The following is a 24,479-nucleotide window of genomic DNA, read 5'->3' as shown; positions in this document are numbered from 1 at the left end:
GCATGAAGATCGCCATCATCGGCAGCGGCATTGCCGGCCTCACCTGTGCACACCTGTTGCGCCGCCAGCATCAGGTCACCGTGTTCGAATCGGCCAGCTGGATCGGCGGGCATACCCATACCGTCGACGTCCGCGTGCACGGGCAGGACTATGCCGTGGACACCGGATTCATCGTCTTCAACGACTGGACCTACCCTAATTTCATCAAGCTGTTGAGCCAGCTGGGCGTGAGCTACAAACCGACCGAGATGAGCTTCTCGGTAAGCGACCCGATCAGTGGCCTGGAATACAACGGGCACGACCTGAACACGCTGTTTGCCCAGCGCAGCAACCTGTTTTCACCGGCGTTCTGGGGCATGATCCGCGACATCCTGCGCTTCAATCGCGAAGCTCTGGATGACTATCGCAACGGTCGCATCGCCCCGCACCTGACGTTGGGCGCCTACCTGCAACTGGGCCGTTACGGTCAGCGTTTCATCGACCACTACATCGTGCCGATGGGCGCGGCAATCTGGTCGATGTCGCTGGCGGACATGCTCGCGTTTCCGCTGGAGTTCTTCATCCGCTTCTTCAAGAACCACGGGCTGCTATCGGTCAGCGCGCGGCCACAGTGGTACGTGATCGAGGGTGGTTCGAGGGCCTATGTATCGCCACTGACCAAGGGCTTCAGCGAGCATATCCGCCTCAACTGCCCGGTCTTCGAGGTGCTGCGCGATGCCCATGGCGTGACGCTGCACAGTCCCGCGGGTGCCGAGCGCTTCGACAAGGTGGTCTTCGCCTGCCACAGCGATCAGGCGCTGCGCCTGCTGGCCGAGCCGAGCCGCGCCGAACGGGAGATCCTTGGCGCGCTCGAGTACGCCAGTAACGACGTGGTGCTGCACACCGACACCCGCCTGCTGCCCGAACGCCGCCGCGCCTGGGCGAGCTGGAACTATCGACTCGGCGGGCCGAGCGAGCAGCCCGCCGCTGTGACCTACAACATGAACATTCTGCAGGGTATCGAGGCGCCGGAAACCTTCTGCGTCAGCCTCAACCAGACCCAGGCCATCGATCCCGAACTGATCCTCGCGCGTTTTACCTACGACCACCCGCAGTTCAGCCTGGCTGGCGTCGCAGCGCAGGCCCGCGCCGATGAGCTGCTCGGGGCCAACCACAGCTATTTCTGCGGCGCCTACTGGGGCAATGGGTTCCACGAGGATGGCGTGGTCAGCGCCCTGCATGTGGCCGGCGCCTTCGGAGAAACGCTGTGAGCGGCGTCATCGAACACAGCGCGCTGTACCGCGGCTGGGTGCAGCATCGTCGCTTCGCGCCCCGTGTGCATGCGTTCAGCTACCGCATGGGATTGCTGTACCTGGACCTCGCCGAGCAGGACGCGGTGCTCGGTCTGTCCGCCCTGAGCGGCCGCGGTCGGTTCGCGCCGTTGTCCTTCCGCGAGCAGGACTATCTGCCCGAGTACACCCGCCAGGGCATCGCCCTGGCCGATGCCGTGCGTCAACGTGTCAGCGAGGCGCTGGGTCGACCGGTCAGCGGTGCCGTGCGCCTGCTGACCCAGCCGCGCAGCTGGGGCCTGTGCTTCAACCCGGTGAGCTTCTTCTACTGCTTCGACGAGCAGGAGCAGCTGACTGCCGTGCTCTGCGAAGTCAGCAATACGCCCTGGCGCGAACGTTATCACTACGTGCTGCCGGCCAGTGGCAATCGCAACCTGCGTTGCTCGGTAGCCAAGACCTTTCATGTGTCGCCGTTCCTGCCCGGCGACCTGGAATACCGCATGCGCTTCAACCCGCCCGGCCAGCGCATCGGCGTGCACATGGAGGACTGGCAGGGCGACCGCAAGCTGTTCGACGCCACCCTTGGCCTGCAGCGCGAGGCGCTGACCCGCGGCGCCGTGTACCGCTACCTGCTGGGCTTCCCCTGGATGACCGGCAAGACGTTGCTGGCCATCTATTGGCAGGCCCTGCGCCTGTTGCTCAAGCGCACGCCGATCTTCACCCACCAGCCCGCCGCGACTTCTTACGGGCTGGCCGTCACGCAACCCTCCGGAGACCGTCATGAAAAGCCCTAGCCTGACCGTCAAAGCCCGCCCGCTAGCCGGCGTGGGCCTGGCCAGCAGTCTGCTGCGCCGTACCGTGCTGAATCAGCTCGAGCACCTGCGTCACGGGTTGCTGCGCGTGCAAGATGGCGATGTCTGCCGGTTGTTCGGTGATCTGGCGAGCCCGCTCAAGGCGGACATCCATGTGACCGACAGTGCCGCCTGGGGCCTGATCGCCGCGCGCGGCTCGATCGGCGCCGGCGAAGCCTATATCCATGGCTACTGGCACAGCCCGGACCTCACCGCGGTGATCCGCCTGTTCGTCGCCAACCTGGATGTGCTCGACAACATCGAGCGCGGCAGCCTGGCGCTGTTCGGCCAGCCGGTGATCAAGGCCTTGCACTGGCTCAACCGCAACACCCGCAGCGGCTCGCAGCGCAACATCGCCGCCCACTACGACCTCGGCAACGAGCTGTTCGAGCAGTTTCTCGACCCGACCATGATGTACTCGGCGGCGATGTTCACCAGCCCCGAGCAGGATCTGGAGCAGGCACAGCTGCACAAGCTCGAGCGCATCTGCGAGAAGCTCGACCTGCAGCCCGACGACCACCTGCTGGAGATCGGCACCGGCTGGGGCAGCATGGCGCTGTACGCTGCGACCCACTACGGCTGTCGCGTGACCACTACTACCCTGTCGCGCGAGCAGTTCGTCTACACCCAGCGACGTATCGAAGAGCAGGGCCTGCAGGACCGCATCACTCTGCTGCTCAAGGACTATCGCGATCTCGACGGCCAGTTCGACAAGCTGGTGTCCATCGAGATGATCGAGGCCGTGGGCCACGACTTCCTGCCGACCTACTTCCGCCAGTGCGCGCGGCTGCTCAAGGACGACGGCCTGATGCTGTTGCAGGCCATCACCATCCGTGACCAGCGCTATGAGCAGGCACGGCGCAACGTCGACTTCATCCAGCGCTACATCTTCCCCGGCGGCGCCCTGCCCTCACTGCAGCGCATGCTCAACGTGGTGTCGCAGGACACCGACATGAACCTGCTGCACATGGAGGACTTCGGCGAGCACTACGCACGCACCCTGCGCCTCTGGCACGAGAACTTCCGCCGCGCCCGCGGCGAGCTGGAGCGCCACGGCTACGACGACTACTTCTACCGGCTGTGGGAGTTCTACCTGTGCTACTGCGAAGGCGGCTTCCTCGAGCGCGCCATCGGTACTGCGCAGCTGCTGCTGGCCAAACCGGGCGCTCGTCGGAAACCGCTGTACGTAGCGTCAAGCGTCAGCGCCGAGACCCGATAACACCTGCGCCTACCTACCGGAGTCTTTCATGAGCAGCGAGAGCGTCACGTTGCAAGCCTATTACCTCAAGGCCGACCGCATCATGCTCGGCGTCATCTGGTTTCTGGTGGCGTACGGCCTGGCGATCGCGGTGTTCTATGAAAACTGGGCCCAGGCCGTGGTGATCGGAGGCCTTACCGGGATCGCGCTCACCGCGCTGTACCTGCTCATTCCCGGCACACGCCTGCTGCGCTGCCTGATCGGCGCCGCGTTCATGGTGCTCGCCGCGCTGCACATCAACCAGGCCCACGGGATGCTGGAGATGCACTTCGGCATCTTCGCTCTGCTGGCGTTCCTGGTGTACTACCGCGACTGGCTGCCGATCGTGGTCGCGGCAGCGACCATTGCCGTGCATCACCTCGGCTTCTTCGCCCTGCAGCAACAAGGTGCCGGCGTGTACCTGATGCCCGAAGGCAGCTGGCCTGCGGTATTCCTGCATGCCTTCTATGTCGTGCTGGAGAGCGCGATCCTGATCTACCTGGCCATTCGTGCCAACGCCGAAGCCCGTGAGGGCGATGCCCTGCTGAGCACGGCCGGAGCCATCAGCGCAAACCCGGAGCACATCGACCTGCGTCACCGCAGCGAAGTCAGCGGGCCGGTAGCGCGCCGTTTCAACCTGCTGCTCGACCAGCTCGGTGCCCTGGTGGGTGCGGTGGTACGCGACACCGGCGGCCTCGGCGGCACCGCCACCAGCCTGAGCCAGGCGACACGCCAGCTTCGCGACGGTGCCAGCCGACAGCTCGACGAAACCGCCTACATCGTCGAAGCCATGCGGCAGATGGCGGTAGCCATCGATGACGTCGCCGCCCATGCCGACCGCGCCGCACAGGCCGCGCAAGGCGCCAGCCAGCAGGCCGGTCAGGGGCGCAGTGCAGTGAGCGGCGTGCGCAGCGAGATCGGCACCCTCGCCGAACATATCGAAGGCACCGAACTCGTGGTGCAGGAGCTGGCCACGCAAACGGCACAGATCGACCGGGTGCTGGAAGTGATCCGTACGATCGCCGAGCAGACCAACCTGCTGGCGCTCAACGCTGCCATCGAAGCCGCACGGGCCGGCGACCAGGGTCGCGGCTTCGCCGTGGTCGCCGACGAAGTGCGCAACCTGGCGCAGAAGACCGCTGCCTCCACCACCGAGATCCAGGAAATCATCAGCCGCCTGCAGCACGGCAGTCGCAAGGCCACCGAGGCCATGCAGAACAGCCGCGCAAGCGTCGCCCGCTGTGTCAGCAGCAGCCAGCAGACCACCGCGCTACTGGATGCTATCGCCAGCGAGGTAGAAGCGATCAGCCGGATGAACGAGATGATCGCCGCGGCCACCCACCAACAGACTGCAGTATCGGCCGATGTCGGTCGGCACCTGCATAGCGTGCAGCAGGTCGCCGAGCGCAATGCTGACGGTGCCAGTCAGCTGGACAACGATGGCCGTCAGCTACACGAGCTGGCCGCCCGTCTCGGAAGCCTGGGCGCCCGCTTCATCGTGCAGTGACGGCCGCGCCGCGCTCAGCTGCGCCAGCCGCGCCCGGCCGAACTGCCGATGGCTTCAGCGTCGAACTGTTCGAAGGCCGCACATACCGCGGCCACCAGCAGGCGCGCATGGGACGGTATGCGCAGCCCGTAGTCGTTCAGCTCGATCACGCCATCGGCATGCAGTCGCCGCAGCGCGGGCCAGTGCCGCGCGTAGCGCTGGCGGACATCGACGCCGTGCTGTGCGGCGAGCGCCGCGAAATCCAGTTCGAAGGTGCAGACCAGGCGCTCGAACAGCGCACGGTGCAGACGGTCCAGATGAAGCGGGTGCAGCCCACTGGTGCTGGGCAGCTGGCCCTGCTCGATGGCTCGTTGATAGGCGGGAAGCGTATCGGCGTTCTGGCAGTACAGTTCGCCGATACGGCTGATGGCACCGATGCCAATGCCGAGATGATCGCAGTCGCCATGCAGCGTGTAGCCGGCGACGTCGTGGTGCAGCACGCCGATTTCCTGCCCCATGGCCAGGTCATCGTGCGGCAGAACGAACTTGCCCAGGCCGATGTAGCGATAGCCGGCCGCGCTGAGCTGCTCGACACCATGCCGGTACATCGCCAGGGTATCGGCAATCGAGGCCAACCCCAGACGGCTGCCGCCCACCGGCGCGACATCACGGTAATCGAACATCGTCACCTGATCGGGTGCGAGTTCGATGATCGAGGCCAGCTTGCGGGCGAAGCTCGCCGGTGTCTGCCAGGACCGGCCGTAGCCAAGATCCAGGTTCACCGAGCGATAGTGCAGCGCGTGTGCCGCCTCGATCACCGCACGAATACGTGCGGAGCTGCGGAAGTAGGCCACCGTGCCGCCGTCGTCGGCGCGCAGGTCCGGAACGCTGACGCTGAGTTGGTTGAAACCCAACTCATGCAGGGCACCGATCAATGGCCAGTCGGCGTGCGCCAACTCGATTTCGGCGGTGAAACTGGCCGCGCCACTCTCGGCCAGCTGGAAGCGGGATTTGAGCACGCCGACCAGCCGGCGCAGCGCCGCGATACCCAGCGTGCCGACAGACAGGTGCAACTGCTCGACCTGCTGGGACGGCCCGACATGGCAGGCAAGCTGTTCGATCTCATGCTGCAGGCTCAGCTGATACGCAGCCGCATCGTCGGCCGGCAGGGCTGCCCCGACGGGCTGCCGGACCGACAGCGACAACGGCCGACCGGCGCGCCGGCTTTCTCGCAGCGCGCGTAGCAGGTCCAGCGGCGCGATGCGGTCGGTGAAATCGAATACGGCCGGATAGCCGCATTGCAGCTGACCGATCTGACCGTAACGTTGCACCAGGCCGTCGTCCCAGTTCACTGAGCCAAGCATAAGAGCCTCCCGGCATCGAATAGCGCTTTTGCAGCCGTTGAAGTTTCATCGCCAGCCGCATTGCCACAGCTGGTGCCTACGCCAGTGGTGGCGTTTCAGGCCAGCGCAACAACGCTCACGGCCGCCTTGGACGCATCATCCGTGAGCCGCCACGGGCGGCGTTGACCCCCGTCAAGTAGGTGACAAATGGCGCCAACCATCAGCCGGACGGTCAGAAAGCTGGCGACACCCCACGCATTCGGCGCTGGCCGGCGGGCTTTGGGAAACGCGCGGCAGGTGGTATTGGTAGCCCCTTCTCTGCTGACAGGAGCCGAACATGCAAGCAACCGAGCTGCCCGCGGCGCTGGCTGCGGCAACCCGTGTCGTCGTCTTCACCGGGGCCGGCGTCTCTGCCGAAAGTGGCATCCCGACCTTTCGCGACGCGCTCAGTGGGCTGTGGGAGCGCTTCGACCCCGCCGCGCTGGCCACGGCGGAAGCCTTCCGTCGCGACCCCGCGCTGGTCTGGGGCTGGTACGAATGGCGGCGCATGCAGGTGGCCAAGGCACAACCAAACCCGGCGCATCAGGCTATTGCCAAGCTGGCCCGCCATGTGCCGCAGCTCACGCTGATCACGCAGAACGTCGACGACCTGCACGAGCGCGCCGGCAGCCGCGAGGTGATCCACCTGCACGGCAGCCTGCACCGGCCGCGCTGCTTCGACTGCGCCCGCGAGCCGGCCGAGCCGCTGCCCGTGTCCGACGAGCCGGAAGGCGGGCGTCGTCTCGAGCCGCCACGCTGCATTCATTGCGGCGGACCGCTGCGGCCGGGCGTGGTCTGGTTCGGCGAGAGCCTGCCGGATGATGCTTTGCGCGCCGCCTTCGCCGCCGCACAAGACTGCGACCTGTTGCTCTCGGTCGGCACCTCCGGAATGGTCTACCCCGCCGCCGAGGTGCCACATCGGGCGCGCGACGCCGGCGCCACGGTGGTGCATATCAACCCGCAGGGTGACGCGCCGCAGGGCCGCCGCGAACACCTGCTCGCGCTGCCCGCCGGCCAGGCATTGCCGCAGCTGCTCCGCGAGGCCTTCGGTAGCTAAGGCAGCATGCAGATCGCCCCAAAGCAGTGAGCGTATAGCGCCTGTCGCACCGAAGTGGTTCAGCCGCCTCGTGAGGCAGGCTGCGAATCAACCCCCCAGACAAACCCGTGCGGGCCCGCCAACTGTGGCCTGCAGCGGTGCATCAACGCAGCTGGCACGCAACCTGCTAAATCCCTTGCAACAGCTGCCACCACGGCAGCACGTCCCAGGCGGTCACCGACGACCGCCCGCCAGCAGGCACGGGACCGGGTGAACCAGGCAACGACGCCAGGCCAATTGCCCCCACACATATTTGAAACCAGGCAAAGGCGCCTGGAGCTGATACCAGCTCCAGGCGCCTTTTTGCGTTTTGCCGGCCGCGTGCCGCAGCCGCTCGAGAGGAAAGGCTATGAGTTCAACCGTCACCCCGCTCAAGCACGAGACATTGGTCATCGTCGGTAACGGCATGGTCGGGCATCACTGCATCGAACAGCTGATCGAACAGGACGCCCTCGCCCGCTACGACGTGCACGTGTTCGGCGAGGAACAGCAGCGCGCTTACGACCGCGTGCACCTGTCCGAGTATTTCGGCGGCCGCGATGCCGAATCGTTGGCGATGTGCGATGCCGATTACTACAGCAGCCACGGCGTAAAGGTCCACCTGGGCGAGCAAGTGCTGGAGATCGACCGCGAGCGCAAGGAAGTGGTCACCGGCAGCGGTCGCCAACCCTACGACAAGCTGATCCTGGCCACCGGCTCCTACCCCTTCGTACCTCCAATTCCAGGTGCCGAGGGCAACTCGCGACTGGTCTACCGCACCCTCGAGGATCTCGATGGCATTCGCGCTGCCGCCAGCGGCGCACGCCGCGGGGTGGTGGTCGGCGGCGGCTTGCTCGGCCTGGAGGCGGCCAACGCGCTGAAGTCGCTCGGCCTGGAAGCCCACGTGGTCGAGTTCGCCCCGCGCCTGATGCCGGTGCAGCTGGACGATGCCGGTGGCGCGGCGTTGAAGGCGCGCATCGAGGCGCTGGGCGTCGGCGTGCATCTGTCGCGCGCCACCCAGGAAATCGTCGCCGGCGAGCAACACGCCTACCGCATGGTTTTCCAGGATGGTGAGTTTCTTGAAACCGACCTGATCGTATTCTCCGCCGGCATCCGCCCGCAGGATGCCCTCGGCCGAGTCGCGGACCTAGAGATCGCCGCGCGCGGCGGCATCGTCATTGACAGCGAATGCCGCACCTCGGACCCGGCGATCTTCGCCATCGGCGAATGCGCCAGCTGGAACGGCAGCGTATTCGGCCTGGTCGCCCCGGGCTACAGCATGGCGCGCAGTGTCGCCGCGCAGCTGGCCGAGCAGCCGCACGAGCCGTTCTACGGCGCCGACATGTCGACCAAGCTCAAGCTGCTCGGCGTCGATGTAGGCTCCATCGGCGATGCCCATGGCGCGACCCCGGGCTCGCGCAGCTACCGCTTCATCGACGAGGCCAGCGCCAGCTATCGCCGTCTGGTGGTATCCGCCGATGGCAAGACCGTGCTCGGCGCGGTGCTGGTCGGTGACAACAGCTACTACGACACCCTGCTGCAGTACGCGCAGAACGGCATCAAGCTGCCGGCCGACCCGTCCGCGCTGATCCTGCCGCAGACCGAAGGCGCTCCGACCCTTGGCCCGGACGCCCTGCCGGCCAGCGCGACCATCTGCTCCTGTCACAACGTCAGCAAGGGCGCGGTGTGCTGCCAGGTCGACGCCGGCGTCACCGACCTCGGCGAACTCAAGGCAGCGACCAAGGCGGCCACCGGCTGCGGCGGCTGCAATGCCTTGCTCAAGCTGGTGTTCGACGCCGAACTGGCGGCGCGCGGCGTGGCGGTGGACAAGAGCCTGTGCGAACACTTCGCCTACACCCGCCAGGAGCTCTACGGCATCGTCCGCGTCGAGGGCATCCAGAGCTTCGCCGAACTGCTGGCCAAGCATGGTCGCGGGCATGTCGGTTGCGACATCTGCAAGCCGACGGTGGGTTCGATCCTCGCCTCCTGCTGGAACCAGCCGATCACCGATCCGGCACTGATTCCGCTGCAGGACACCAACGACACCTTCATGGCCAACATGCAGAAGAACGGCACCTACTCGGTGGTGCCGCGCATCCCGGGTGGTGAGATCACCCCCGAGGGGCTAATCGCCATCGGCCAGGTAGCGAAGAAATACGACCTCTACACCAAGATCACCGGCGGCCAGCGCATCGACCTGTTCGGCGCTCAGCTGCATGAACTGCCGGACATCTGGGGCGAGCTGATCGCCGCCGGCTTCGAGACCGGCCACGCCTACGGCAAGAGCCTGCGCACGGTGAAATCCTGCGTCGGCAGCACCTGGTGCCGCTACGGCGTGCAGGACAGCGTCGGCATGGCGCTGCGCCTGGAGGACCGCTACAAGGGCCTGCGTGCCCCGCACAAGATCAAGTTCGCCGTATCCGGTTGTACCCGCGAATGCGCCGAGGCGCAGAGCAAGGACATCGGCGTGATCGCCACCGACAAGGGCTGGAACCTCTACATCTGCGGCAACGGCGGCATGCGCCCGCGACATGCCGAACTGTTCGCCACCGACCTCGACGACGAGGCGCTGATCCGCACCATCGACCGCGTGCTGATGTTCTACGTGCGCACCGCGGACAAGCTGCAGCGCACCTCGGTCTGGCGAGAGAGCCTGGAAGGCGGCCTCGATTACCTCAAGGCCGTGATCCTCGACGACAGCCTGGGGCTGGCCGCCGAGCTGGAAAGCCAGATGCAGCACGTGGTCGACAGCTACCAGTGCGAGTGGGCCAATGCCATCAGCGACCCGGAAAAGCTCAAGCGCTTCCGCACCTTCGTCAACGACGGCCGCGGCGACCCCGACATCCACTTCGTCAAGGAGCGCGGCCAGCGTCGGCCGGTGCGCGCCAGCGAACTTCACCTGATCCCACTTACCCAGGAGGTCCTCTGATGAGCCAGTCCAACGTCGTTCGTATCGACTCCCGTTCCGCCGCTCCGGCGGCCTGGCAGGCACTGTGCAGCCGTGCCGATCTGGTCGCCAATTCCGGTGTAGTGGCCTGGCACGAAGGCGCCCAGGTAGCGCTGTTCCACCTGCCTGACAACGCCGACGGCGAGCAGCTGTTCGCCATCGACAACCGCGACCCCAAGTCGGGTGCCAACGTCATCGGCCGCGGCATCGTCGGCAGCCTCAAGGGTGAGCTGGTGATCGCCTCGCCGCTGTACAAGCAGCACTTCCGCCTGGCCGATGGCAGCTGCCTGGAATACCCCGAACAAAGCCTGCGGGTCTGGCCGGTGCGCCTCAATGGCGATGCCGTGGAAATCGCCGTCGCCTGAATCCGCCGCCGGCGACGCGGCACAACCCACAACTTGCAAGTTTCTGCCCACTACTCGAGAGCATCCGCCATGTCCTACATAATCCCTTCGGAGTTCGCCACCAAGATGGTGGACGCCGGTGAATCGAAGATATTCATGTCCACCCGCGACACCCTCATCCGCGCTTTCATGGCCGGGGCGATCCTCGCCCTCGCCGCGGTGTTCGCGGTGACCATCACCGTGCAGACCGGTTCACCGCTGATCGGCGCCATGCTCTTTCCCGTGGGCTTCGTCATGCTTTACCTGATGGGGTTCGACCTGCTGACCGGGGTGTTCATGCTCACCCCGCTGGCATTGCTCGACCGTCGCCCCGGGGTAACCGTCGGCGGTGTACTGCGCAACTGGGGCTGGGTATTTCTGGGCAACTTCGGCGGTGCGCTGGCCGTGGCCTTCATGATGGCCTTCGTCTTCACCATGGGCTTTTCCACGGAGCCGGGGCCGATCGGCGAAAAAATCTCCCACATCGGTGAGGCTCGCACCCTGGGCTATGCGGAGTTCGGCGCAGCCGGCTGGGCGACCATCTTCCTGCGCGGCATGCTGTGCAACTGGATGGTCTCGATGGGTGTCGTCGGCGCGATGATCTCCACCTCGGTCAGCGGCAAGGTCATCGCCATGTGGATGCCGATCATGCTGTTCTTCTTCATGGGCTTCGAGCACTCGGTGGTGAACATGTTTCTGTTCCCCTCGGCGATGATCATGGGCGGCGACTTCTCGGTGATGGACTACGTGCTGTGGAACGAAATCCCCACCGCACTGGGCAACCTGGTCGGCGGCCTGGCCTTCACCGGCCTGACGCTCTACACCACCCATGTGCGCACCGCACCCAAGCGCACCGTCTACTGACTTTGGAGTGAACGAAGGCCCCGGCTCGCATGCGCGCCGGGGCTTTTGCGCAGATGAAGATGCCCAGCCAACTCGCCATTTCCCTCGGCCAGCATTCGGACCGCGGACGCAAACCGGCCAACCAGGACTTTCACGGCGCCTGCGTGCCCAGCGATGCCCAGCTCGTCAGCAAGGGCATCGCCATCGCGCTGGCCGACGGCATCAGCAGCAGCGAGGTCAGCCATATCGCCAGCGAAACCGCGGTGGCGAGCTTTCTTTCCGACTATTTCTGCACCTCCGACGCCTGGTCGGTGAAGCAGTCGGCGCAGCGGGTGCTGGTGGCGATCAATTCCTGGCTGCATGCGCAGACCCGCCACAGCCCGCACCGCTATGACCGCGACCGCGGCTATGTCTGCACCTTCAGCGCGCTGGTGCTCAAGTCCGCTAGCGCGCACGTGTTCCACGTCGGCGATGCGCGCATCTATCGACTGCGCGACGGCGGCCTGGAACAGCTGACCGAAGATCACCGCGTGCGCGTGTCGGCGGATACCAGCTACCTCGGCCGCGCGCTGGGCATCGACCGGCACCTGGAGATCGACTACCGCACCCTGCCGCTGGCGGTCGGCGATCTGTTCCTCCTTGCCACCGATGGCGTCTACGAGCACATCGGCGCGCGGGATGTGGCGCAGCTCGTCGCCGAGCATGGCGACGACCTCGACCTGGCGGCGCGCCGGATCGTCGAGCGGGCATTGGCCAACGGCAGCGACGACAACCTCACCGCACAGCTGGTACGCATCGACAGCCTGCCGGAGCAGGCCGTCGACGACGTGCAGCGGCAACTCGGCGAACTGGCGCTGCCGCCGCTGCTGGAACCGCGCATGCAGTTCGACGGCTACCGCATCGTCCGGGATCTGCACATCAGCAGCCGCAGCCACGTGCACCTGGCCGTCGACGAAGCCAGCGGCGCCAAAATGGTGCTGAAGACGCCGTCGATGGAACTGCGAGGCGACGCGGCCTATCTGGAGCGCTTCCTGCTGGAGGAGTGGATCGCCCGCCGGCTGGACAACCCCCACGTGGTCAAGGCCTGCCCGCCGCCACGGCAGCGCCGCTACCTGTACACGGTGAGCGAATTCATCGATGGCCAGACGCTGGCGCAGTGGATGCTCGACCATCCACTGCCGGACCTGGAAACGGTGCGCGGCATCGTCGAGCAAATCGCCCGCGGTCTGCGCGCCTTCCACCGCCTGGAAATGCTGCACCAGGACCTGCGCCCGCAGAACCTGATGATCGACGCCACCGGCACCCTGAAGATCATCGATTTCGGCTCGACCCGCGTCGCCGGGCTGGCCGAGCGCAATGCGCCGGGTACGCAGGACAACCTGCTCGGCACCGCCGCCTATACCGCCCCGGAGTACTTCCTCGGCGAGGCCGGCACGCCGCGTTCGGATCAGTATTCGCTGGCGGTGATTGCCTATCAGCTGCTCAGCGGTCGCTTGCCCTACGGCGCCGGCGTCGCCAGGGCACGCACCACTGCAGCGCAAAAACGCCTGTGCTATCAGCCGCTGCGCCATGCGCAGCGCGATATTCCCGCGTGGATCGACGAAGTGCTGGGCAAGGCACTGCATCCCGATCCGGCGCGGCGCTATGCCGAGCTGTCGGAGTTCGTCTTCGAGCTGCGCCAGCCCAACCCGGCGTTTCTCAACCGCGCCCGCCCGCCGCTGCTGGAACGCAATCCGCTGCTGTTCTGGAAGGGCCTGTCGCTGCTGCTGGCCGGTACAGTCGTTGCGCTGCTGTTGCGCTAGCCGCGCTGGCGCAACAGTGCCGTGGCACCCTGAGGCTTGCGCGTGTACCAGAACACCCGGCTGACGCCGCGGGTGATCGCCACGTAGCCCAAACGCAGGCTTTCATCGGCCATGGCCTGGTCATAGCTGTTGCGGAAGAAACCCGAGTAGGCATACAGCGCATTGCGCAGCGGGTGCGGCTGCACCGGGGCGCAGTCGTCGACGATGATCGCCACCTCGCCCTGCAATCCCTTGGCGCGGTGGATGGTGTAAGCCTTGACCGGCAGCTTGCGGTCCAGCTGCGCCTGAATGGTCCGCAGCGGCTCGTTGCGCCGGCTGAGCAGCAGCACCGCGGTGCGTTCGCGGCTTTGCCGTTCGGCCACATGGGCGCACTGCGCAGTGATCGCCTCGATCAGCTTCGGCAGGCCCTTGTTCAGGTCGAAACCAGTGACCAGCTTTACCCCGTGGTCGCCGGGCTGCGTCGGCTTGCATGGCCGGCTGGTCCTGGCCTGCTTGAACTGCACGCCGGCCAGCACCGCCTCGCCATCGCGAATCACCGGCTCGATGGAGCGGTAGTTGGTCTCCAGCAGCAGCGTCTCGCTGCCCTTGGCGCCGCGCCGCGGGAAGTACTTGTCGAAGTCCATGAACAACTCCGGCGAACTGCCGCGCCAGCCGTAGATCGACTGCCAGTCGTCACCGATGGCCATCAGACTCGGGCCGACCTTCTGTCGCGCCAGCCGGCGATGCAAGGCCTGCAGCCACTGGACGATCTGCGGGGAGATGTCCTGAAATTCGTCGATCAGCAGGTGCTCGAACGGGGCAAGGCTGGCCTGTGGCATATCCGAGCCTGAGCCCAAGAGTTCGGTGAGCTGCTGAAAGGCCTCATTGAAGGTCAGCAGCCCCTGCTCTCGCAGCGCGGCCCTGAAGTAGCCATGGAAGCTCACCAGCGCCTCGATGAAATCCTTTTCGCGCGACGCGCACTGCAATCTGGCCGCTTGTAGCTGATCGATGCGAATGCCGATGCTCTCGATAAACCCAACCTGGGTGTAGAAGGTCTCGTACAGCGGCAGTGGCGTGAACTCGCCGGCCAGAGTGAAGGCATCCCCTGGCGCTTTTGGTGCGGCGCGTTTGCCCTGCTCGGCTTCGGCCGCAGGCTCAGGCAGATCGAGCAGGCGGTGCACCCGTTCGCGGAATGTCGCCTGCTCGGCGTAGCACTGCTGATAGGCCTGTTTGAGCAGGCGAACTTGCGCCGGACGCAGGCGTGCGGTGGCCAGCGGGTTGTCCGGCTCGTCCGCCGCGGCGGCCTTGTCGTCCAGCTGCTCGAACCAGACCGGCCGGGCCAGCACCTCACGCGCCAGCTGCGCCATGGCCGAATGGAAGGTGCGCACGCACTGGCGCGCCTGCTGCGCATCGAACGGCACCTCCCAGAAGCCAAGCACCCGCACCAGCTGTTCGCGCAGCTGCGCGCAGGAGGCATTGGTAAAGGAAATGACCGTCAGCCGACCAGGCTCGACGCCCATGTGGCAGAGCATGAACACCACCCGCAGCAGCAAGGTGGTGGATTTGCCGGAGCCGGCGCCGGCGAAGATTCGCGTCACCGGGCTGCGGCTGAGGATCATCGCCCATTGCTCTTGCGACGGTGCGCTGATGATCCCGGCAGCTACCGCCTGCTCGACGCGGTCGCGCATCGCCTGAACCTGCGCATCCTCAACCTTTATTTGCGCAGCCGCATAGATGCCCTGAGCGGCCGTCTTGCGCGGCTTGGCGGCGGCACGCGCTGGCCCTTCCGATTTGCTCTTTGACTTGGTGGCAGGTTTGCCCTTGCGTTTGCTGGCCGTGGCCTTGTTCGCCTTGCCAGGCGCACCGCCCCAGCGACGAAACAACAGCTCGTCCTCATCACGCAGATGGGCCGAGGTACGTGGAAAACAGCGCTGCAGCACCCCGGCGACCAGAGCCCTGTAACGCTTGACGGCAGAAAACATCGGAAATCACCGTGGGCATTGCATATCGTTGATATGGTACGGGTTTTTCCCTGTACGCTGGCCGCTGCAAGGACGAACAGCAGCGAATGGCGCCAGCAATCGCCTGCCTCGCCGGCACGACTTCCCGGGCAATCGGCTGTCCGAGCTGAACCAGCTCTCGCCTGTACAGCCCTGCCCTGTCTTCACACCGGATACGGATCGCTACTAATGGACCCGGCAGCAAACCTCGCGCCTGACAACTCGAGCCTCGCATTTCTCCCCGCCGGCGGCGCGCTCGGCGCACTGATTCGCCGCTTCGACTGGTCGCAGACGGCGCTGGGACCGCTGGCGGAATGGCCGTCGAGCCTGAAGACCGTCACGGCCATGCTGCTGCTTTCGCCGACGCCCATCGCGCTGCTCTGGGGCGAGCGCGGCGTCATGATCTACAACGACGCCTATTCAGAGCTCGCTGGCAGCCGACATCCGCAGTTGCTCGGTTCTGAAGTACGCGAGGGCTGGCCGGAAGTCGCCGAGTTCAACGACAACGTGATGAAGGTCGTCCTGGCTGGCGGCGCGCTGTCGTACAAGGACCAGGAACTGCTGCTGTACCGCAGCGGCCGTCCCGAGCGCGCCTGGATGAATCTGGACTATTCGCCGGTGTTCGATGATCAGGCCCGGCCGGCCGGCGTGATCGCTCTCGTGGTGGAAACCACCGAGCGGGTAATGGCCGAGCGTGAGCTGCAGCGCCAGCAGGCACGCCTGCAACAGATGTTCGAACAGGCACCGGGACTGATGGCAATGCTGCGCGGCCCGGAACATGTCTTCGAGATGACCAATCCGGCCTATCTGCGCGTAGTGGGTGAACGCGATGTCATCGGCAGGCCGGTACGCGAAGCGCTGCCGGAGGTCGAGCGGCAGGGCTTCATCGACATTCTCGACCAGGTCTATCGCAGCGGCACGGCCTTTGTCGGCTCCGGTATCCGCGTCGGCCTGCAGCGCATCCAGGGAGAGGCGGAGGAAGAGCGCCTGCTGGATTTCGTCTTCCAGCCGGTGACCGATGCGAATGGCGATGTCTGCGGCATCTTCGTCGAAGGTCATGACGTCACCGAGCGCGCCGAGGCCGAACAGGCCCTGCGCGAAAACGAACAACGCTTGCGTTTCCTCGACGCACTGGCCAAGGAAACAGCCCGCAGCGTCGATGCCGACGCCATCCTGGCCACCACCACACGCATGCTCGGCGAGCATCTGGGGCTGTCCAGCTGCGCCTACGCCGACATGGAGCCCGACCAGGACAGCTTCACCATCCGCGGCGACTGGTCGGCGCCGGACTGCATGAGCATCGTCGGCCACTACCGGCTCGCCGCGTTCGGCAGTCTCGCGGTCCAGCAGCTGCGCGCCGGCGAAGCCTTCATCGTCGACGATCACCTCGCCCGCCTGCCCGCCGCCGACGCGGCGACCTTCCAGCAACTGGATATCGCCGCCACCATTTGCCTGCCGCTGGTCAAGGAGGGCCGACTGACCGCGCTGATGGCCATTCATGACCGCGTGCCTCGCGTATGGAGCGCCTGTGAGCTTGCCCTGCTCAGAGAAGTCACCGATCGCTCCTGGGCGCACATCGAGCGTGTGCGCTCTGCTGCGGCAGTCAGGCAACGCGAGCAGTGCTTTCTGGAACAGCTGGAAGCCAAGGTCGCCGAGCGCACCGCAGCGCTGGCCCGCAGCGAGGCCAACATCCGCGCGGTGCTGGAGACGTCGCACCTGTACATGGCGATGCTCGCGCCGGACGGCGCGATTCTCTACGTGAACGCCACGGCGCTGGCGGGCATAGGCGCCCGCTTCAACGAACTGGCCTACCTGCCGTTCTGGGAATCGCCCTGGTTCGCCGCGACACCCGGCATGCCAGAGAGGGTCCGCGAGATGACGCGGCGGGTAGCGGCCGGTGCCACCGAGCGCGTGACCATGACCCTAAACATGCCGCAGGGCGTGCGCGTCTTCGATTTCTCCGTGCGCCCGGTCACGGGCGAGGACGGCAGCATCTTCGCCCTGGTACCCGAAGCGCTGGACATCAGCGAACGGGTGAATGCCGAACAGGCACTGCAGCAGCTGCACAAGATGGAGGCGCTGGGCAACCTCACCGGCGGTATCGCCCATGACTTCAACAACCTGCTGATGGCCGTGCTCGGCAGCCTCGACCTGCTGCGTCGGCGCATGCCCGCCGACCCCGCGCTGCTGCGCCTGGTGGACAATGCCAGGACCGGTGCCGAGCGCGGCGCTTCGCTCACCGCGCGCATGCTCACCTTCGCCCGCAAGCAGGAACTGCACAAGACGCCGATCGACCTGGCGCAACTGATCGCAGGCATGGAGGAGCTGCTGCTCAGCTCGCTTGGCCCGACCATCCAGCTGCAGGTCGAGCTGCCGACCCGGCTGGCGCGGGTGAAGACCGATCCCAACCAGCTGGAAACCGCCCTGCTCAACCTCGCCGCCAATGCGCGTGACGCCATGGCCGGCGTCGGCCATATCCGCATCACCGCCGAAGAACTGAGCCTGGCCGAGGAGCAGAACGGCTTGCCCGCCGCTCGCTACGTGCGCCTGGAGCTCAGCGACAGCGGCACCGGCATGGACGAAACGACGCTCAAGCGTGCGGTCGAGCCGTTCTTCACCACCAAGGACGTCGGCAAGGGCACCGGTCTCGGCCTGTCGATGGTGCATGGCCTGGCCGAGCAATCCGGCGGCTGCCTGGTGCTAAGCAGCTCGCCCGGCGCGGGCACCACCGCCGAGATCTGGCTACCGGCCCTGGCGGCGGATAACGCGCCTGCATCGGCGCCTGTCTCCATGCCGGCACCCGATGAAAGCCCCCGGCGCACGACGAAGCCGCTGACGCTGCTGGCGGTGGACGACGACGAGCTGGTGTTGTTCAGCACCGTCGGCATCCTGGAAGCTGCCGGGCATCGAGTGCTCAGCGCGCGTTCGGCCGGCGAAGCGCTGGACCTACTGCGGGTCAACCAGGTCGACATCCTGGTCACCGACCACGCCATGCCGCTGATGAGCGGCGCGCAGCTGGCGGCCGTGGTGCGGGAAACGCGCCCGCAGCTGCCGGTTCTGCTGGTGTCCGGTTACGCCGAACTGCCCTCCACCACACCGGCGCTAGCGTTGCACCGGCTGGCCAAGCCCTTCACCCCGGACCAGCTGCTCGACGCCATCGAGCAGCTGCGTGGCGGCTCCTGAACAGATGACGGCGGCGTGATCGTCAGCTGCCGATCACGCCGCCATCGTCCTTGGTGATCAGCACCGTGGACGAGCGCGGGCGTGACTGGCCGTCGCTGGCCGGGAAGCTCAGCCCCGGGTGCTGCACGTTGATCCACATGGCGCGGTAGTCCGGACTCCAGGTGATGCCGGTGATCTCGCAACCCCGCGGCCCGACCAGGAAACGCCGCACCTCGCGCGTTTTCGGATCGGCGCAGAGCAGCTGATTGGTGCCCATGGCCTGCATCACCGATTCGTCATCGTCGAAATCGGTTTCGATCCACAAGCGCCCGTCACGATCGAAGGCCAGCCCGTCCGGCGAGGAAAAGATGTCACCGTCGATGGTGCCGATCAGGTTGGCGGCAACCGGCCGGCCCTGGGCATCTCGCGCACCACGACGCTCGCCGGCGAGCAGGAAGACTTCCCACTGGAAACGCGTCGCCGCCGGGTCGCCACCCTCTTCCTGCCAGCGCAGGATCTGCCCGTGCAGGTTGTTCGGCCGCGGGTTGGCCTTGTCCAGCGGCTGCTTGGTGCCGCGCCCGTCATTATTGGTCAGGGTGACGTAGACCTCGCGGGTATCGGGATGCACTGCGACCCACTCCGGCCGGTCCATCGGCGTCGCGCCAGCACGGTCGGCGGCGGCGCGAGCGTTGAGCAGCACCTCGGCCTGGCTGGGGAAGCCGTTTTCCGCGGTCAGGCCATGCTCGCCGTGCAGCAGCGCCAGCCACTGGCCACTGCCGTCGGCATCGAAACGCGCGACATACAAGGTGCCCTCATCCAGCAAGCGGCGGTTGGCCGCGTCCGCACCGGGCACGTAGCGGCCGCTGGGAACGAACTTGTAGACGTACTCGCCCTTGGTGTCGTCGCCTGAGTAGAACGCCATGCGCCCGTCCTCGCCCAGCGACAGCACCGAACACTCGCGGCAGTAGCGGCCGAAGGCGGTGCGCTTGACCGGCGTGCTCTGCGGGTCGAACGGATCGACCTCCACCACCCAGCCGAATCGGTGCGGCTCGTTGACGAAGCCGCCATGGGGTTGGCCTGCCTGCGGCGTGGCATCGAAACGCGGATCGACCGTGCCCCAGCCGTAGAGCTTGCTCATGCCGCTGCCAGCGATGCCGTAGCGGTTGTGCGAGACGCGCGCGGCAAGGTCGTCGGCGTCGTGGTTGACGAAGTAGTTGTGCCAGTTCTCCTCGCAGACCAGATAGGTGCCCCAGGGCGTGAAGCCGCTGGAGCAGTTGTTCAGCGTACCGAGCACCGTCCTTCCTTCCGGGTCGTCCATGGTCTGTATCGCTGCATGACCAGCCAGCGGCCCGGCAATGGCCATCGGCGTCATGCCGGAAATGCGGCGGTTGTACGGTGAATCCATTACTCGCTGCCATTGGCCCTGAGCATCCTTGCGCACCTCGATGACGCTCAACCCGTGGGCCGCCTGCTCCTTGCGCACCTGCTCCAGCGGGCGCCGGCCGTCGACCACGCTGATGCCCTCGGGATGCAGCGTCGGGTTGACGTACTCGTGGTTGATGGCCAAGAGACCACGGCTGTCGGGCGCGTCGGGGAACGGGAAGAAATGCATGCCGTCGTGGTTGTCGCCGGCCTGCTTGAGCTGGGCGTGCCAATCGTCGCTGGCATCCGGCTGCCACTCGGGTGCGTCGGCATGCACCGGATCGCCCCAGGAGAAGAACACCCGGGCGCTGTAGCCCGGCGCCACCTCGACCCGGTCGAAATGCGGGTCGAGCTGGGTCGGAATACCTTCGAAGCCGAGCAGCGAGTCGCCCCGGGTTGCTGCTCGCGCGCCGGCCATTCCGCCGCCGAGAAAGGCGATGCCGGCCAGGCCCAGGCCACCCTTGAGCAGCCCGCGCCGGCGTTGATCGATCGCCTGCTGCAGCGGCACGTTGCCGCTCGGATTGACAGGTTGGTCGTCATGAGCGCCCACGCTCGCGTGAAAATCGGTGAAATCCTGTTTCATCGAAAACGGTTCCTGAATTCGTAACGGCATCATTCGATGCGGTAATGGAAGGTGTTCTTTACGTCCGGCACGGCAACCGCGCGGCCGTCGACGATGCGCGGCTGGTAGCGAAAGCTCTTGGCGGCGGTGAGTGATGGGCGGATGAACAGCGGATGGCAGTCGCCGACCACTTCCGGCGAGCGCACGCGTCCCTGCTCATCGACCGTGTAGCTGACCGTGCAGGAACCCTGCAGCCCGGCGTCCAGCGCACGTTGCGGATAGACCGGCGGCTTCTTGGCAATCGGCAGGTACTGCCGGCTGGCAGCCTCGGCCGCTGCAGCCTGTCGTGCGCGCTCAGCCGCTTCCGCGCGCGCCGTTGCCTCGGCCTGGCGGCGCTGCGCGTCCAGTCGCGCCTGCTCAGCCTGACGTTCGCGCTCCTGCTGTTGCTCTTGCCGGCGACGCTGCTGCTCTTCCCGGCGACGCTGCTCCTCGCGCCGGCGTTCCAGCTGCTGCTGGCGCTGCTGCTCGGCCTCGCGCTCCCGTTCGGCGCGCTTGAAAGCCAGGTCGGCCTGCTCCACCTGCGGGGGCGCTTCGACCTCGACGGGGGGCGGCGGCGCTGCAACCGGCTCTGCGACCGGCGGTTCGGGCAGCACCGGCGCTGGCGGTGGCAGGCTGATCAACTGAGTCTGCATCACCTGGGTGGCGACCGGCATTTCCAGCGCTGGCGACCAGCTGCCGAGCAACAGCGCGAACAGTCCGGCGTGCATCCCGAGGGTCAGCAATGCAGCCCCAGCCGGCCCCATCCACTGGCGCGGGACAACTTCACTGCCGTGCGCGGCGGGCGTGCTGAAGGTCATCATCACTGCTGCTCGACTCCGGCCGGCGCCTCGGTGATCAGGCCAAGGTTGACCACGCCGCCGCGTTGCAACTCGGCGATACCGGCGACCACGCGACCGTAGTCCGCCGCCTCGTCGGCACGGACATAGACCTGGGTGTCGCCGCGCTCGGCGATGATCGCGCCGACCTTGGCCTGCAGCTCGGCCAGGTCGACGGCGCTATCGGTCTGGTTGTCGATGTCCAGTTCGCTGCCCAGGTTCCAGTAGAAGCCGCCATCGGCCTTCACCGAGAGCGTGAGGATCTGCCGCTCGTTCTCCACCGGCAGCGCTTCGGCTGCGACCTTGGGCAGCTCGATCTTGACGCCCTGCACCAGCATCGGCGCGGTGACCATGAAGATCACCAGCAGCACCAGCATCACGTCGATGTAGGGCACCACGTTCATTTCCGCCTTGGGCCCGTGTTTGTGCTGTGGCCTGACTAGCATGGCTGTCCTCCTCAGGCGGCTGCGGCGACGTTGGGCGAAGCGGCATGCAGGCGCCGATGCAGGCGCGCCTGCAACTCGTTGCCGAAGGCGTAGTAACGGCCGACCAGCGTCTGCCCACGGGCAGCGAAGCGGTTGTAGGCCATCACCGCGGGAATCGCCGCGAACAGGCCGATGGCCGTTGCGATCAGCGCTTCGGCGATGCCCGGCGCGACGGTCGAGAGCGTCGCCTGCTGCACCTGCGACAGGCCGAGGAAGGAGTTCATGATTCCCCACACGGTGCCGAACAGGCCGATATAGGGGCTCACCGAACCCACGGTCGCGAGAAACTGCAGGCCCTTCTCCAGACGCTCCTCCTGCTCGGCGACGGCCACGTAGAGGCTGCGCTCGACTCCTTGCGCCACTACATCCGGCGCGATCCCCGGCTGGCGTTGCAGCTGGGCGAATTCGCCGTAACCGGCGAGGAAGATGCGCTGCAGCGCGGCCTCGTCCGGCAACGGCTGCGCCTGGCCTTCGCGATAGAGCTGGGCGAGATCGCCGCCCTGCCGGAAGCGCTGCAGGAAGCCGCGCTGCAGCCGTTCGGCGCTGCGCAACGCCACGCTGCGACGGATGATCAGGTACCAGCTCGAAACCGAGGCCAGGACCAGAATCATCATCACCGCCTGCACCACCAGGCTGGCTTCGCTGATCAGGCCCCAGATGGACATGTGCTCGAGAGTCGTTTGCATGAATCGTTTCCTCCTGCCCCGACTGGGGCAGCTGCTATTGGATGGCGGGTCGGTTACCGGGCGATGACGTCAATCCAGCCCCAGCGCATCGGCGACCGCCGACCAGCGCAGGTACTTGTAGTTCTGCGTACCCTCGGGCATGCGCTTGCGGCCGTCCTGCACCACCAGCATTCCGCGGTTCCAGATGCCGCCGAGGTCTGCCGAGGTGACTTCCAGCCCATCGGTCTCGGACGCGCCGTCGATGCCGCGCTCGGCGTTCAGGCCGATGCGGAAGGCGCCGCGTACGGCATAGGGCGCCTGGGCATCGAGCACCACATAGCTGTCGTTGCCCTGGCTGGAAATCACCAGGTAGTCGCCGCGCTCGCCGTGGTAGATGGTCAGACCTTCGATGTCGTCGTAGACCGGCCCGCCGACACCGATGACCTGTTCCGGCACCGCCGGCACCTCGGCGCGGGCATCGACCACCCACACCGCGACGTCTTCCTCGCCGACGAACAGCCGCTCGCTGCGGTCGTCGGCCACGCAACCCTCGGGCTGGCTGTCCAGCTTGAAGCGCCGCACCAGCTCGCCACGCGGCTGGCCGGAGCTGCCATCGAGGCGGTACTGCAGGAAGGTGCCGTCCTTGTCGTTGGCGATGGCGTAGGTGGTGCCCTGGCGATCCTGGAACATGCACAGGCCATAGATTTCGCTCAGCGGCGTGGCGACCTCGCCGACATCGCGGAGCACCCCGCTCGCCCGGTCGATGGCGAACAGGTGCAGGCTGTTGTGATCGCGATTGCTGGCCACGGCCAGGTCCACGCGCTTGCTGCCAAGGCGGAAGCCGCTGCGCACATCGACGTTGTTCAGCCGGCCGGCGCGCAGGTCCTGCACCTGACGGCCGTCCAGGTCGTACACCACCAGGCCGCCCTTCTTGTCGGTGCCGAGCACACGGCTCCCAGCCGGATCGCGCGGATGGACCCAGATCGCCGGATCATCGGCGGCATCACCCAGGCTCGGCACCGGGCCGGTCTCAACTGCGGCCGGCAGGCTGACGATCGGCTCGGGCTGCGACAGCGCGGTCGGCTGCCAGTCCAGACGGGCCGACTGCAAGCCGCGTTCGTCCGCCAGCAGCAACTCGACGCCCTCGGCACTGCGGCGGGCGCTGATGCGCTCCGGTTCGTCGAAGCCATCCAGTGCGATGACTTCATCGGCTTGCCAGCCGGCTTCGTTCTGCCGGTACAGATGCAGCACCGAGGCTTCGGGATCGAGCGCCAGCAGTCCACCCGGCACCAGGCTCATGCCCGCTGCGGCATGGGTCAGGCTGCCGAACGGCTGGCGCAGATCGACCGGCTCGCGCTGCAACGGCGCCTCGGCGTCGGCAGGGTAGCGCCAGAAGCCGACGTCCTCCTCGTTGACGTAGAGCTGCCCGGCGATGTCATCGGTTTGGCAGAAGGTGCTCTGCGGCGGCAGGCTGAGCCCGCGCACGCGCCGTGCTTCACCGAGCAGGCGGCCCTGGCTGCCCACCAACCATTGCTCGCCGATACCTTCCTCGCCGAGCAGGAACAGGAAGTCGTTGCGCGCGCTGTCGCGGTACAGGCACAGCCCCTCGATAGCGAATGCGGTGCGCGGCAGGTATAGCGGCTGGCTCCAGGCACGCGCGGCATTCAGGCCGATCAGCATCGCTTGCTGGCGCTTGCGCTCGACGGTGGCCAGCAGCAGGCCCTGGCGGTCGACGCGATGGTCCAGTCCTTCGAAGCGCCCGGCGTGGCGCGCCAGGCTGTTACCGGCGGCGTCCAGCAGCTGCAGACCCTGGTCATCGACCTGTACACGGTCGGCGCCGGCCCAGAGGGCGTCGCCGTCTAGCAGCTGGGCGTACTCGAGGCCGGCCAGCAGCGGTTCGCTGAAGGTCAGCCGGGCCGACTTCGCCGGGGTATCTGGCTGTGTGGACTGGCAAGCCGCCAATGCGATGCACAGGCCGAGCAACAGGGTTTTGGGTAGTGCGTTCATGGTGTATCCATTCAGGCTGCCGCGGGCCGGCGCCCGGCCGTAAAGGGG

Annotated in this window: 17 protein-coding genes; 10 read left to right on the top strand and 7 right to left on the bottom strand. The window is 66.5% G+C overall.

Translation table 11 applies throughout. From position 1 onward, the window contains the following. Positions 1-2: 2 nt before the first annotated feature. The 4 genes from OUY36_RS10255 to OUY36_RS10240 are packed head-to-tail and all read left to right on the top strand — an operon-like array spanning position 3 to position 4,863. Positions 3-1,250, top strand: coding sequence for an NAD(P)/FAD-dependent oxidoreductase (locus OUY36_RS10255; protein WP_208218335.1), 1,248 nt, complete (start codon positions 3-5; stop codon positions 1,248-1,250). After that, positions 1,247-2,062 (top strand): DUF1365 domain-containing protein, encoded by an 816-nt coding sequence (locus tag OUY36_RS10250; protein WP_161611965.1) that lies wholly within the window; start codon positions 1,247-1,249, stop codon positions 2,060-2,062. Before OUY36_RS10255 ends, OUY36_RS10250 begins: the two co-directional genes overlap by 4 nt. Further along, positions 2,049-3,338 carry an SAM-dependent methyltransferase gene (locus tag OUY36_RS10245; RefSeq protein ID WP_267937922.1) on the top strand — a complete coding sequence of 430 codons (1,290 nt, stop codon included), beginning with the start codon at positions 2,049-2,051 and terminating at the stop codon, positions 3,336-3,338. Before OUY36_RS10250 ends, OUY36_RS10245 begins: the two co-directional genes overlap by 14 nt. 28 nt (positions 3,339-3,366) lie before the next feature. After that, entirely contained in the window at positions 3,367-4,863 is a 1,497-nt protein-coding gene (locus OUY36_RS10240) for a methyl-accepting chemotaxis protein (RefSeq protein ID WP_267937921.1), read from the top strand. Positions 4,864-4,877: 14 nt separating this feature from the next. On the opposite strand, the gene OUY36_RS10235 is transcribed toward OUY36_RS10240, so the two are convergent. Next, positions 4,878-6,206, bottom strand: coding sequence for a coproporphyrinogen III oxidase (locus tag OUY36_RS10235; RefSeq protein ID WP_267937920.1), 1,329 nt, complete (start codon positions 6,204-6,206; stop codon positions 4,878-4,880). A 316-nt stretch (positions 6,207-6,522) separates the two neighbouring features. Here OUY36_RS10235 and OUY36_RS10230 point away from each other — a divergent pair, with 316 nt between their 5' ends. The 5 genes from OUY36_RS10230 to OUY36_RS10210 all read left to right on the top strand — a co-directional run bounded on the left by OUY36_RS10230 (position 6,523) and on the right by OUY36_RS10210 (position 13,274). Next, complete coding sequence (locus OUY36_RS10230; RefSeq protein WP_267937919.1) at positions 6,523-7,281, top strand: SIR2 family NAD-dependent protein deacylase; 759 nt, start codon at positions 6,523-6,525, stop codon at positions 7,279-7,281. 388 nt (positions 7,282-7,669) lie between these two features. Next, on the top strand, positions 7,670-10,228 hold the full coding sequence (gene nirB, locus OUY36_RS10225) for a nitrite reductase large subunit NirB (RefSeq protein ID WP_267937917.1): 2,559 nt from the start codon (positions 7,670-7,672) through the stop codon (positions 10,226-10,228). Further along, positions 10,228-10,611: a nitrite reductase small subunit NirD gene (gene nirD, locus OUY36_RS10220; protein ID WP_230725000.1), complete on the top strand. Its 384-nt coding sequence runs from the start codon at positions 10,228-10,230 to the stop codon at positions 10,609-10,611. Before nirB ends, nirD begins: the two co-directional genes overlap by 1 nt. Positions 10,612-10,680: 69 nt before the next feature. Continuing rightward, a complete protein-coding gene (locus OUY36_RS10215) occupies positions 10,681-11,493 on the top strand; it encodes a formate/nitrite transporter family protein (RefSeq protein ID WP_267937916.1) in 813 nt (270 codons plus the stop codon). 59 nt (positions 11,494-11,552) lie between these two features. Next, complete coding sequence (locus OUY36_RS10210; RefSeq protein WP_267937915.1) at positions 11,553-13,274, top strand: bifunctional protein-serine/threonine kinase/phosphatase; 1,722 nt, start codon at positions 11,553-11,555, stop codon at positions 13,272-13,274. On the opposite strand, the gene OUY36_RS10205 is transcribed toward OUY36_RS10210, so the two are convergent. Next, positions 13,271-15,235, bottom strand: a complete 1,965-nt coding sequence (locus OUY36_RS10205) for a DEAD/DEAH box helicase (RefSeq protein ID WP_267937914.1) — start codon at positions 15,233-15,235, stop codon at positions 13,271-13,273. The two genes, OUY36_RS10210 and OUY36_RS10205, sit on opposite strands and share 4 nt — an antisense overlap. Before the next feature lie 207 nt (positions 15,236-15,442). On the opposite strand from OUY36_RS10205, the gene OUY36_RS10200 reads away from it, so the two are divergent. Then, positions 15,443-18,436, top strand: coding sequence for a PAS domain-containing hybrid sensor histidine kinase/response regulator (locus tag OUY36_RS10200; protein ID WP_267937913.1), 2,994 nt, complete (start codon positions 15,443-15,445; stop codon positions 18,434-18,436). Between the two features lie 22 nt (positions 18,437-18,458). Here the strand turns inward: OUY36_RS10200 and OUY36_RS10195 are convergent, their stop codons facing one another. From OUY36_RS10195 to OUY36_RS10175, 5 genes are all read right to left on the bottom strand, one after another. Beyond that, positions 18,459-20,420 (bottom strand): PhoX family protein, encoded by a 1,962-nt coding sequence (locus OUY36_RS10195; RefSeq protein WP_267937911.1) that lies wholly within the window; start codon positions 20,418-20,420, stop codon positions 18,459-18,461. A gap of 29 nt (positions 20,421-20,449) precedes the next feature. Beyond that, positions 20,450-21,259: an energy transducer TonB gene (locus tag OUY36_RS10190; protein ID WP_267937910.1), complete on the bottom strand. Its 810-nt coding sequence runs from the start codon at positions 21,257-21,259 to the stop codon at positions 20,450-20,452. Continuing rightward, positions 21,259-21,720 carry a protein TolR gene (tolR, locus tag OUY36_RS10185; RefSeq protein WP_200594070.1) on the bottom strand — a complete coding sequence of 154 codons (462 nt, stop codon included), beginning with the start codon at positions 21,718-21,720 and terminating at the stop codon, positions 21,259-21,261. The genes OUY36_RS10190 and tolR overlap by 1 nt, the downstream gene beginning before the upstream one ends. 11 nt (positions 21,721-21,731) lie before the next feature. Continuing rightward, positions 21,732-22,445, bottom strand: a complete 714-nt coding sequence (gene tolQ, locus OUY36_RS10180) for a protein TolQ (protein ID WP_003300068.1) — start codon at positions 22,443-22,445, stop codon at positions 21,732-21,734. 69 nt (positions 22,446-22,514) lie between these two features. After that, entirely contained in the window at positions 22,515-24,431 is a 1,917-nt protein-coding gene (locus OUY36_RS10175; RefSeq protein WP_267937909.1) for a phytase, read from the bottom strand. Between the last annotated feature and the right edge of the window lie 48 nt (positions 24,432-24,479).

The sequence above is a fragment of the Stutzerimonas sp. R40042 genome (assembly GCF_026642215.1).
Classification (GTDB): Bacteria; Pseudomonadota; Gammaproteobacteria; order Pseudomonadales; family Pseudomonadaceae; genus Stutzerimonas; species Stutzerimonas frequens.
The sequence above is the reverse complement of the archived record's forward strand: the minus strand, read 5'-3'. Positions and strand labels throughout refer to the sequence as shown.

Coding starts and splice junctions, on each gene's coding strand:
- OUY36_RS10255 (WP_208218335.1), top strand. CDS start 3: ATGAAGATCGCCATCATCGGCAGCGGCATTGCCGGCCTCACCTGTGCA.
- OUY36_RS10245 (WP_267937922.1), top strand. CDS start 2,049: ATGAAAAGCCCTAGCCTGACCGTCAAAGCCCGCCCGCTAGCCGGCGTG.
- OUY36_RS10240 (WP_267937921.1), top strand. CDS start 3,367: ATGAGCAGCGAGAGCGTCACGTTGCAAGCCTATTACCTCAAGGCCGAC.
- OUY36_RS10235 (WP_267937920.1), bottom strand. CDS start 6,206: ATGCTTGGCTCAGTGAACTGGGACGACGGCCTGGTGCAACGTTACGGT.
- OUY36_RS10230 (WP_267937919.1), top strand. CDS start 6,523: ATGCAAGCAACCGAGCTGCCCGCGGCGCTGGCTGCGGCAACCCGTGTC.
- nirB (WP_267937917.1), top strand. CDS start 7,670: ATGAGTTCAACCGTCACCCCGCTCAAGCACGAGACATTGGTCATCGTC.
- nirD (WP_230725000.1), top strand. CDS start 10,228: ATGAGCCAGTCCAACGTCGTTCGTATCGACTCCCGTTCCGCCGCTCCG.
- OUY36_RS10215 (WP_267937916.1), top strand. CDS start 10,681: ATGTCCTACATAATCCCTTCGGAGTTCGCCACCAAGATGGTGGACGCC.
- OUY36_RS10210 (WP_267937915.1), top strand. CDS start 11,553: ATGCCCAGCCAACTCGCCATTTCCCTCGGCCAGCATTCGGACCGCGGA.
- OUY36_RS10205 (WP_267937914.1), bottom strand. CDS start 15,235: ATGTTTTCTGCCGTCAAGCGTTACAGGGCTCTGGTCGCCGGGGTGCTG.
- OUY36_RS10200 (WP_267937913.1), top strand. CDS start 15,443: ATGGACCCGGCAGCAAACCTCGCGCCTGACAACTCGAGCCTCGCATTT.
- OUY36_RS10195 (WP_267937911.1), bottom strand. CDS start 20,420: ATGAAACAGGATTTCACCGATTTTCACGCGAGCGTGGGCGCTCATGAC.
- OUY36_RS10190 (WP_267937910.1), bottom strand. CDS start 21,259: ATGATGACCTTCAGCACGCCCGCCGCGCACGGCAGTGAAGTTGTCCCG.
- tolR (WP_200594070.1), bottom strand. CDS start 21,720: ATGCTAGTCAGGCCACAGCACAAACACGGGCCCAAGGCGGAAATGAAC.
- tolQ (WP_003300068.1), bottom strand. CDS start 22,445: ATGCAAACGACTCTCGAGCACATGTCCATCTGGGGCCTGATCAGCGAA.
- OUY36_RS10175 (WP_267937909.1), bottom strand. CDS start 24,431: ATGAACGCACTACCCAAAACCCTGTTGCTCGGCCTGTGCATCGCATTG.